Raw genomic sequence first — 10,538 nt, forward strand, 5'->3', positions numbered from 1 at the left:
TTCAGACGTCCGAACACTGACCATTCAGTCGGAATGATGTCGAGCACGCCCCACAGGGCGCCGATATGACTAGGGAAGTTGCTATTGCATGTGGCGTGAAACCAAGATTCTTCTGATCGATGACGACAGCGCCCGCCGCCGCGATCTGGCGGTGGTCCTGAATTTTCTAGGCGAAGAAAACCTCGCGTGCTCGAGCCAGGACTGGCAGCAGGCGGTGGAATCGTTGTCTTCGAGCCGGGAAGTGCTGTGCGTACTTGTCGGTGCCGTGAATGCTCCGGGCAATCTCCTTGGGCTCCTTAAGACAGTGGCCGGGTGGGATGAGTTCCTTCCGGTGCTGCTTTTAGGTGAAATTTCTTCTGCAGAGTTGCCGGAAGAGCTTCGCCGTCGGGTCCTCTCCAACCTCGAAATGCCGCCGAGCTACAGCCAGTTGCTCGATTCGCTGCACCGTGCCCAGGTCTATCGCGAGATGTACGACCAAGCACGCGAGCGCGGGCGCCAGCGCGAGCCGAACCTGTTCCGCAGCTTGGTCGGCACCAGCCGCGCCATCCAGCATGTGCGGCAGATGATGCAGCAAGTGGCGGACACCGATGCCAGCGTGTTGATCCTCGGCGAGTCGGGTACCGGCAAAGAGGTGGTGGCGCGCAACCTGCACTACCACTCCAAGCGCCGCGATGCGCCGTTCGTGCCGGTCAACTGCGGCGCGATCCCGGCCGAGCTGCTGGAAAGCGAACTGTTCGGCCACGAGAAGGGCGCCTTTACCGGTGCCATCACCAGCCGTGCCGGGCGTTTCGAGCTGGCCAACGGCGGCACCTTGTTCCTCGACGAGATCGGCGACATGCCGCTGCCGATGCAGGTCAAGCTGCTGCGCGTGTTGCAGGAGCGCACCTTCGAGCGCGTGGGCAGTAACAAGACCCAGAGCATCGACGTGCGCATCATCGCCGCGACCCACAAAAACCTCGAAAGCATGATCGAGGATGGGACGTTCCGCGAAGACCTGTACTACCGCCTGAACGTCTTCCCCATCGAGATGGCGCCCCTGCGTGAGCGGGTGGAAGACATCCCGTTGCTGATGAACGAGCTGATCTCGCGCATGGAGCACGAGAAGCGCGGTTCGATTCGGTTCAACTCTGCCTCGATCATGTCGCTGTGCCGGCATGGCTGGCCGGGCAACGTGCGCGAGCTGGCCAACCTGGTCGAGCGCATGGCGATCATGCACCCGTACGGGGTGATTGGCGTGTCCGAACTGCCGAAAAAATTCCGCTACGTCGATGATGAAGACGAGCAGATGGTCGACCACCTGCGCAGTGATCTCGAAGAGCGCGTGGCCATCAACGGCCATGCACCGAACTTCGCCAACCCCGCGATGCTGCCGCCCGAAGGCCTTGACCTCAAGGACTACCTGGGCAGCCTGGAGCAGGGCCTGATCCAGCAGGCGCTGGACGATGCCAACGGTATCGTTGCGCGCGCGGCTGAACGTTTGCGTATCCGCCGTACCACGCTGGTCGAGAAGATGCGCAAGTACGGTATGAGCCGTCAGGGTGGCGAGGAACAGGCAGAGGATTGACCCCCTTTGCGCCTGTTTCAGGCAGTCGGTAAACCCTTGTAGGAGCAGCCTTGTGCTGCGAAGAGGCCGGTGGCAGCACAGAAAGGCTCTGTGCATGCGCCGGCCTCTTCGCAGCACAAGGCTGCTCCTACACGGGTTGCACAATACGCATCGCAGTTTGGTAAAACCCCATCTTCGGCACGGCTATTGCTACACCGCTGGCACCACACCGTTTTTATGACGGTCAGCCACGCGAGAGAGCACGATGCCCCAGGCCGCCCACGTTTCCCGAGCCCCCGATCTGCAGGGGCATACCCCGGTCGAGCAGGAAAGCCGACAGGGTGTCGAGCAGGCTTTCGCCTTGTTCAATCAGGTCTCCAGCCAGCTAAGCCAATCCTACAGCCTGCTCGAAGCCCGCGTCAGCGAGCTCAAGGGCGAACTGGCCGTGGTCAGCGCCCAGCGCATGGACGAACTGAACGAAAAGGAACGCCTGGCCAATCGCCTGCAGAACCTACTGGACTTGTTGCCGGGTGGGGTGATCGTGATCGACGGCCAGGGCCGCGTGCGCGAAGCCAATCCCGCCGCCTGCGAACTGCTCGGCGAGCCGCTGATCGGTGAGCTGTGGCGCCAGGTCATTGCCCGCAGCTTTGCCCCGCGCAAGGATGACGGCCATGAAGTGTCGCTGCGCGACGGCCGCCGCCTGTCCATCGCCACCCGCTCGCTGGATGCCGAACCCGGCCAACTGGTGCTGCTCAACGACCTGACTGAAACCCGTCGCCTGCAAGACCAGCTGGCGCGCCATGAGCGCTTGTCGTCGCTGGGGCGCATGGTCGCCTCGTTGGCCCATCAGATTCGCACGCCACTGTCGGCGGCCATGCTCTACGCCAGCCACCTGGCCGACAGTGAGCAAGACCTGAGCGCCGAAACCCGCCAGCGCTTCGCCGGTACCTTGAAGGAACGCCTGCACGAGCTGGAGCACCAGGTGCGCGACATGCTGGTATTCGCCCGTGGCGAGCTGCCGCTGGGTGATCGTGTGACCCCGAAAGCATTGTTCCAGGCCCTGCAGCAGGCGGCGCAGTCGCATGTGCAAGGGCATGCCGTGCGTTGGCAGTGCGACAGCCACCTGGGCGAGCTGCTGTGCAACCGCGATACCCTGGTTGGCGCCTTGCTCAACCTGATCGAGAACGCCCTGCAAGCCAGCGAAGAACCGGCCCGGCTCAAGGTGCACGTGTTCCGTCGTGAGCAGGTGTTGTGCCTGTGCGTGAGTGATGCTGGCAGCGGTATCGACGCCGATTTGCTGGGCCGCTTGGGCGAGCCGTTCTTGACCACCAAGGCCACCGGCACCGGGCTGGGCCTGGCCGTGGTCAAGGCCGTGGTGCGGGCGCATCAGGGCACCCTTAGCCTGCGTTCGAAGGTTGGGCGCGGCACCTGCGTGCGGGTCGAGCTGCCGCTGATCGATGGGCAACTGGCGGAGGCGGGCTGATGGCGATCAAGGTGCTGCTGGTCGAGGATGACCGCGTATTGCGCCAGGCGCTTGGCGATACCCTGGAAATCGGCGGCTTCGATTACCGGGCCGTGGGCAGTGCCGAAGAGGCGCTGGAGGCGGTGCTGGCAGAGGCGTTCAGCCTGGTGGTCAGCGACGTGAACATGCCCGGCATGGATGGGCATCAGCTGCTGGCGCAATTGCGTCGCCAGCAGCCGCAACTGCCGGTGCTGCTGATGACGGCGCATGCCGCAGTCGAGCGTGCCGTGGAGGCGATGCGCCAAGGCGCTGCCGATTACCTGGTCAAGCCCTTCGAACCCAAGGCGCTGTTGAGCCTGGTGGAGCGCCACGCCGCAGGCCGTGTCAGTGCAGCGGAAGAAGAAGGGCCGGTGGCCTGCGAGCCGGCCAGCCGGCAGTTGCTCGAACTGGCTGCCCGGGTAGCGCGCAGTGACTCGACCGTGTTGATCTCTGGCGAGTCGGGTACCGGCAAGGAAGTGCTGGCGCGCTACATTCACCAGCAGTCCCCGCGGGCGGCCGAGCCCTTTGTGGCGATCAACTGCGCGGCCATCCCCGACAACATGCTCGAGGCCACGCTGTTCGGCCACGAGAAAGGCGCCTTTACCGGCGCCATCGCGGCCCAGGCCGGCAAGTTCGAGCAGGCGGAGGGCGGCACCTTGCTGCTCGACGAGATTTCCGAGATGCCGCTGGCCTTGCAGGCCAAGCTGTTGCGGGTGTTGCAGGAGCGCGAGGTGGAGCGGGTAGGTGGGCGTAAGCCGATCAGCCTGGACATCCGCGTGCTGGCCACCACCAACCGCGACCTGGCAGGCGAAGTGGCGGCTGGCCGCTTCCGTGAAGACCTGTATTACCGGCTGTCGGTGTTCCCCCTGGCCTGGTGCGCGCTGCGCGAGCGCAGGGGCGATATCCTGCCGCTGGCCGAGCGTTTGCTGGCACGCCATGTCAGCAAGATGAAGCACGCACCCGTGCGCCTGTCTGCCGATGCGCGGGCCTGCCTGCAGGCGCATGCCTGGCCCGGCAACGTGCGCGAACTGGACAACGCCTTGCAGCGCGCCTTGATCCTGCAGCAGGGCGGGGTGATCGAAGCGGCGGATTTCTGTCTGGCGGGCGCCATTCCATTGTCGGCCGGCGCGGCGCCGTCAGTCGCAGCCGTGGTTGCCGAAGCCAGTGGCCTGGGCGATGACCTGCGCCGCCATGAGTACCAGACCATCATCGACACCTTGCGCGCCGAACGCGGCCGCCGCAAGGAAGCCGCCGAGCGCCTGGGCATCAGCCCACGCACCCTGCGTTACAAGCTGGCGCAGATGCGCGATGCCGGGTTCGACGTCGAGGCCAGCCTCTTCGGCTGATAAGCCGCTGGTGCGGGTTATGTCGGGTGCGGCCCTTGTAGGAGCGGCCTTGTGTCGCGAAAGGGCCGCAGCGCGGCCCCAGGTTTTCAGCTTCGCATCAAAGATCGCCGGGGCCGCGCTGCGGCCCTTTCGCGACACAAGGCCGCTCCTACAACGGCGCGTCAAATCAGAAGGGGTGGCAAGGCTGGCACCTTTGTTGCTTTACACGAGCTATCCGCCGCATGAGTGTCAAAAAAATGCGGCCGCCGGAGAGAGAAGGTCATGAGCCAAGGTGTTGAATTCAATCGTCTGATGCTGGACATGCGCGCGATGCAGGCTGATGCCATGTCGCTGCCGAAGGTGTCCGCTGCCCCCGAACTGGCCCCGGGCCAGAGCAGCTTTGCCGACATGCTCGGCCAGGCCATCGGCAAGGTGCATGAGACGCAGCAGGCTTCCACCCAGCTGGCCAACGCCTTCGAAATTGGCAAGACCGGCGTCGACCTGACCGATGTGATGGTCGCCTCGCAAAAGGCCAGCGTCTCCATGCAGGCACTCACCCAGGTACGCAACAAGCTGGTCCAGGCGTATCAAGACATCATGCAGATGCCGGTTTGAGGACGGACGTAACCCATGGCTGAAGCAGTCGTCGATAACGCCCCCGCCAAGAGCGGCCAGCCAGCGGCCAAACCGCCGCTGTTCGGCATGGCGTTTCTGGAAAACATTTCGCAGATGCCCATGCTGCGTCAGGTCGGCCTCATGGTCGGGTTGGCGGCGAGCGTGGCGATCGGCTTCGCCGTGGTGCTGTGGTCGCAACAGCCGGACTATCGGCCGCTGTATGGCAGCCTGTCGGGCATGGACACCAAGCAGGTCATGGAAACCCTGGCCGCCGCAGACATTCCCTACAACGTCGAGCCCAATTCCGGCGCGCTGCTGGTCAAGGCCGACGACCTCTCCCGTGCGCGCCTGAAGCTGGCGGCCGCAGGCGTGGCGCCGAGCGATGGCAACGTCGGTTTCGAGCTGCTCGACAAGGAGCAGGGCCTGGGCACCAGCCAGTTCATGGAGGCCACCCGTTATCGCCGCAGCCTGGAAGGCGAACTGGCCCGTACCGTTTCCAGCCTGAACAACGTCAAGGCTGCACGCGTGCACCTGGCCATCCCGAAAAGTTCGGTGTTCGTGCGTGACGAACGCAAGCCCAGCGCCTCGGTACTGGTCGAACTGTACCCAGGCCGTGGCCTGGAAGCCGGGCAGGTGATGGCGATCGTCAACCTGGTCGCCACCAGCGTGCCAGAGCTGGACAAGTCGCAAGTCACTGTCGTCGACCAGAAGGGCAACCTGCTCTCCGAACAGCTGCAGGACACCGCCCTGACCATGGCGGGCAAGCAGTTCGACTACAGCCGCCGCATGGAAAGCATGCTCACCCAGCGTGTGCACAATATCTTGCAGCCGGTGTTGGGTAACGATCGCTACAAGGCCGAAGTCTCCGCCGACCTGGATTTCAGTGCGGTCGAGTCGACCTCCGAGCAGTTCAACCCCGACCAGCCTGCGCTGCGCAGCGAACAGTCGGTGGACGAACAGCGCGCCAGCAGCCAGGGCCCGCAAGGCGTGCCCGGCGCGCTGAGCAACCAGCCACCGGGTGCTGCGTCCGCGCCGCAAACCACGGGTGCAGCCGCCACCCCGGCCGCCGCGATCCAGCCCGGCCAGCCGCTGGTGGATGCCAACGGCCAGCAGATCATGGACCCGGCCACCGGCCAGCCGATGCTTGCGCCGTACCCGGCAGACAAACGCCAGCAAAGCACCAAGAACTTCGAGCTGGACCGCTCCATCAGCCACACCCGTCAGCAGCAGGGCCGCATGACCCGCCTGTCGGTGGCGGTGGTGGTCGACGACCAGCTCAAGATCGACCCCACCAGTGGTGAGACCACGCGTGCCCCTTGGGGTACCGAGGACCTGGCGCGCTTTACCCGCCTGGTGCAGGACGCGGTCGGCTTCGATGCCAGCCGTGGCGACAGCGTGACGGTGATCAACGTGCCGTTTGCCGCCGACCGCGGCGAAGAAATCGCCGACATCGCCTTCTATCAGCAGCCGTGGTTCTGGGACATCGTCAAGCAAGTGCTGGGCGTGGTGTTTATCCTGGTGTTGGTGTTCGGCGTGCTGCGCCCGGTGCTCAACAACATCACAGGGGGCGGCAAGCAGGCTGCCTCGGACAGCGACATGGAGCTGGGCGGCATGATCGGTCTGGATGGCGAACTGGCCAACGACCGCGTCAGTCTGGGTGGCCCGACAAGCATTCTGTTGCCAAGCCCGAGCGAGGGCTACGAGGCACAGCTCAACGCAATCAAAGGCCTGGTGGCCGAAGACCCGGGCCGCGTGGCCCAGGTCGTGAAAGACTGGATCAACGCCGATGAGTGATAACCGAGCCGTTACCGCCAAGCTGAGCCGCGTCGACAAAGCGGCGATCCTCTTGCTCTCGCTGGGTGAAACCGATGCTGCCCAGGTACTGCGGCACATGGGCCCCAAGGAAGTGCAGCGCGTGGGCGTGGCCATGGCGCAGATGGGCAACGTGCACCGCGACCAGGTCGAGCAGGTGATGAGCGAGTTCGTCGACATCGTCGGCGACCAGACCAGCCTGGGCGTGGGCTCTGACGGTTACATCCGCAAGATGCTCAACCAGGCCTTGGGCGAGGACAAGGCCAACGGCCTGATCGACCGCATCCTGCTGGGCGGCAATACCAGCGGCCTGGACAGCCTCAAGTGGATGGAACCGCGTGCCGTGGCCGATGTGATCCGCTACGAGCACCCGCAGATCCAAGCCATTGTGGTCGCCTACCTGGACCCTGACCAGGCCGGTGAAGTGCTGAGCAACTTCGACCACAAGGTGCGCCTGGACATCATCCTGCGCGTGTCGTCGCTGAACACCGTGCAACCGGCGGCGCTGAAAGAGCTGAACCAGATCCTCGAGAAGCAGTTCTCGGGCAACTCCAATGCTGCGCGGACCACCTTGGGCGGTATCAAGCGGGCTGCCGACATCATGAACTTCCTCGACAGTTCGGTGGAAGGTGCGCTGATGGACTCGATCCGCGAAGTCGACAACGACCTGTCGGAGCAGATCGAAGACCTCATGTTCGTCTTCAACAACTTGGCCGATGTCGACGACCGTGGCATCCAGGCGCTGCTGCGCGAGGTGTCTTCGGACGTGCTGGTGGTGTCGCTCAAAGGCGCCGACGAGCGGGTCAAGGACAAGATCTTCAAGAACATGTCCAAACGTGCGTCGGAACTGCTGCGCGACGACCTGGAGGCCAAAGGGCCGGTACGGGTCAGCGACGTGGAAACGGCGCAGAAAGAAATCCTCACCATCGCCCGACGCATGGCCGAGGCCGGCGAGATCGTGCTCGGCGGCAAGGGTGCCGAGGAAATGATCTAACGTTGCCGGATTCTGCCGACTGGCGCAGCCCACTGTGGGAGCGGGCTTGCCCGCGAAGGCGCCAGTCGGGTGATGAGGTTGTCCCTGCCGACGCATTCGCGGGCAAGCCCGTTCCCACAGGGATCGCGTTGGCTGAACGTGGTTTGAGAACATCACAGCATGTCCAGCAAAGAACATCACCCCAGCGACCTGATCCGCGCCCGCGACCTCGAGGGCGTCGATGTCTGGGCGCTGCCCAGCTTCGACCCGGAACCCGAGCCGCAACCCGAGCCCGAGCCGGAACCCGAAGTCATCGAGGAAGAAGTCGAGGAAGTGCCGCTGGAAGAAGTCCAGCCGCTGACCCTCGAAGAACTCGAAGCCATTCGCCAGGACGCCTACAACGAAGGCTTTGCCACCGGCGAGCGCGAGGGCTTTCACAGCACCCAGCTGAAGGTGCGCCAAGAGGCTGAGCAGGCCCTGGCGGCCAAGGTCGGCAGCCTCGAGCGGCTGATGGTCAACCTGATGGCGCCCATCGCCGAGCAAGACACGCAGATCGAGAAAACCCTGGTGCACCTGGTCGCGCACATGACCCGCCAGGTGATCGGCCGCGAGCTGCGCAGCGATTCCAGCCAGATTACCCACGTGCTGCGCGAAGCCCTCAAGCTGCTGCCAATGGGCGCCGACAACATCCGTATTCACCTCAACCCCCAGGACTTCGAACTGGCCAAGTCCCTGCGCGAGCGCCACGAAGAAAACTGGCGGCTGCTCGAAGACGAGGCCTTGCTACCGGGTGGCTGCCGCATCGAGACCGCCCACAGCCGTATCGACGCCAGCATGGAAACACGCATCGAGAAGGCCGTGGCGCAGCTGTTCGACCAGCTTCACGACCATTCCCTGCACCCCGCACCGGCCGATGTGTCGATCGACCTGGACCGCCCCGATGCGCCTTGACCGCACCAGTTTCGGCAAGCGCCTGGGCAGTTACGCCGAGGCGATCGAGCTGCCGGTGCAGCCAATCGTCGAAGGCCGCCTGCTGCGCATGGTTGGCCTCACCCTCGAAGCCGAAGGCCTGCGCGCCGCAGTGGGTAGCCGGTGTCTGGTGATCAACGACGACAGCTACCACCCGGTGCAGGTCGAGGCCGAAGTCATGGGCTTTGCCGGGTCCAAGGTATTCCTCATGCCGGTTGGCAGCATCGTCGGCATCGCCCCCGGTGCGCGGGTGGTACCGCTGGACGACGGCGGCCGCTTGCCCATGGGCATGAGCATGCTCGGGCGGGTGCTGGATGGCGCCGGGCGCGCCCTCGATGGCAAAGGCGGCATGAAGGCTGAAGACTGGGTGCCGATGGATGGGCCGGTGATCAACCCGCTCAACCGCGACCCCATCAGCGTGCCGCTGGACGTGGGCATCCGCAGCATCAACGGCCTGCTCACCGTCGGCCGTGGCCAGCGCCTGGGCCTGTTCGCCGGTACCGGTGTGGGTAAGTCGGTGTTGCTGGGCATGATGACGCGCTTCACCGAAGCCGAGATCATCGTCGTTGGGCTGATCGGCGAGCGGGGCCGCGAAGTGAAGGAATTCATTGAGCACATCCTCGGTGAAGAGGGCCTCAAGCGCTCGGTAGTGGTCGCCTCGCCCGCCGATGACGCGCCGTTGATGCGCCTGCGCGCGGCCATGTATTGCACGCGCATTGCCGAATACTTCCGCGACAAGGGCAAGAATGTCCTGTTGCTGATGGATTCGCTGACCCGTTTTGCCCAGGCTCAGCGTGAGATCGCCTTGGCGATCGGCGAGCCGCCGGCCACCCGGGGTTACCCGCCGTCGGTGTTCGCCAAGCTGCCGAAGCTGGTGGAGCGGGCGGGCAATGGCGAGCCTGGTGGCGGCTCGATCACTGCGTTCTACACGGTATTGTCGGAGGGCGACGACCAGCAGGACCCGATCGCCGACTCGGCGCGGGGGGTGCTCGACGGCCACTTCGTGTTGTCCCGGCGCTTGGCCGAAGAAGGCCACTACCCCGCGATCGACATCGAAGCGTCGATCAGCCGGGTAATGCCCCAAGTGGTCGATGCTGATCATCTGCGCCAGGCGCAAAAATTCAAGCAGTTGTGGTCGCGCCTGTCGCAGAGCCGCGACCTGATCAGCGTCGGTGCCTATGTGGCCGGTGGTGACCCGGAGACCGACCTGGCGATCGCCTTGCAGTCCCGCTTGGTGGATTTTCTGCGTCAAGGCCTGGACGAGAACGTCGGCATGGCGCAGAGCCGCGATCAGTTGGGGGCGATATTCACGCCTCCGGCGGGCGGTTGATAGATCATGGCGCTGCCTGGACGAGCCGCGCGCCTCGCGCCGGTGGTGGACATGGCCGAAGAGGCCGAGCGCAAGGCCGCCCAGCGCCTTGGGCATTTTCAGCAACTGGTGACCCAGGCGCAGGTCAAGTTGGCTGAGCTGGAGCGTTTTCGCGAGGACTACCAGCTGCAGTGGATCAACCGCGGCGGGCAGGGCGTCAATGGCAGCTGGCTGGTCAATTACCAGCGCTTTCTCGGGCAGCTGGAAACAGCCATGACCCAGCAGCGCCAGAGCCTGACCTGGCACCAGAACAACCTGAACAACGCCCGCGGCACCTGGCAGCAGGCCTATGCCCGGGTCGAGGGGTTGCGCAAGTTGGTACAGCGTTACCTGGATGAAGCGCGGCGCGCCGAAGACAAGCGCGAGCAGCGCCTGTTGGATGAGCTCTCGCAGCGCTTGCCCAGGCAGAATCACCCCTGATTTCTTATCGC

At 64.6% G+C, this 10,538-nt stretch carries 9 protein-coding genes; all 9 read left to right on the forward strand.

Annotated elements, in window-relative coordinates; genetic code table 11:
• The first annotated feature begins 88 nt into the window (after positions 1-88).
• The 9 genes from fleQ to fliJ all read left to right on the forward strand — a co-directional run bounded on the left by fleQ (position 89) and on the right by fliJ (position 10,527).
• The gene (gene fleQ, locus GIB19_RS27405; RefSeq protein ID WP_099454940.1) at positions 89-1,564 is read left to right on the forward strand and encodes a transcriptional regulator FleQ; all 1,476 of its coding nucleotides are present in this window, start codon (positions 89-91) and stop codon (positions 1,562-1,564) included.
• Between the two features lie 244 nt (positions 1,565-1,808).
• A complete protein-coding gene (locus GIB19_RS27410) occupies positions 1,809-3,026 on the forward strand; it encodes a sensor histidine kinase (protein WP_274888752.1) in 1,218 nt (405 codons plus the stop codon).
• Positions 3,026-4,390, forward strand: a complete 1,365-nt coding sequence (locus GIB19_RS27415) for a sigma-54-dependent transcriptional regulator (RefSeq protein WP_274888753.1) — start codon at positions 3,026-3,028, stop codon at positions 4,388-4,390. Before GIB19_RS27410 ends, GIB19_RS27415 begins: the two co-directional genes overlap by 1 nt.
• Before the next feature lie 261 nt (positions 4,391-4,651).
• Positions 4,652-4,984 (forward strand): flagellar hook-basal body complex protein FliE, encoded by a 333-nt coding sequence (gene fliE / locus GIB19_RS27420; protein ID WP_027593033.1) that lies wholly within the window; start codon positions 4,652-4,654, stop codon positions 4,982-4,984.
• 15 nt (positions 4,985-4,999) lie between these two features.
• Positions 5,000-6,778 (forward strand): flagellar basal-body MS-ring/collar protein FliF, encoded by a 1,779-nt coding sequence (fliF, locus tag GIB19_RS27425; RefSeq protein ID WP_027593032.1) that lies wholly within the window; start codon positions 5,000-5,002, stop codon positions 6,776-6,778.
• Positions 6,771-7,790: a flagellar motor switch protein FliG gene (gene fliG, locus GIB19_RS27430; RefSeq protein WP_027593031.1), complete on the forward strand. Its 1,020-nt coding sequence runs from the start codon at positions 6,771-6,773 to the stop codon at positions 7,788-7,790. Before fliF ends, fliG begins: the two co-directional genes overlap by 8 nt.
• A gap of 159 nt (positions 7,791-7,949) precedes the next feature.
• Positions 7,950-8,720 (forward strand): flagellar assembly protein FliH, encoded by a 771-nt coding sequence (gene fliH / locus GIB19_RS27435; RefSeq protein WP_274888754.1) that lies wholly within the window; start codon positions 7,950-7,952, stop codon positions 8,718-8,720.
• Positions 8,710-10,068 carry a flagellar protein export ATPase FliI gene (gene fliI / locus GIB19_RS27440; RefSeq protein ID WP_085272503.1) on the forward strand — a complete coding sequence of 453 codons (1,359 nt, stop codon included), beginning with the start codon at positions 8,710-8,712 and terminating at the stop codon, positions 10,066-10,068. Before fliH ends, fliI begins: the two co-directional genes overlap by 11 nt.
• A gap of 6 nt (positions 10,069-10,074) precedes the next feature.
• Positions 10,075-10,527 (forward strand): flagellar export protein FliJ, encoded by a 453-nt coding sequence (gene fliJ / locus GIB19_RS27445; RefSeq protein ID WP_027593028.1) that lies wholly within the window; start codon positions 10,075-10,077, stop codon positions 10,525-10,527.
• Positions 10,528-10,538 lie beyond the last annotated feature (11 nt).

The organism is Pseudomonas sp. ITEM 17296 (assembly GCF_028895205.1).
Lineage (GTDB): Bacteria > Pseudomonadota > Gammaproteobacteria > Pseudomonadales > Pseudomonadaceae > Aquipseudomonas > Aquipseudomonas kermanshahensis.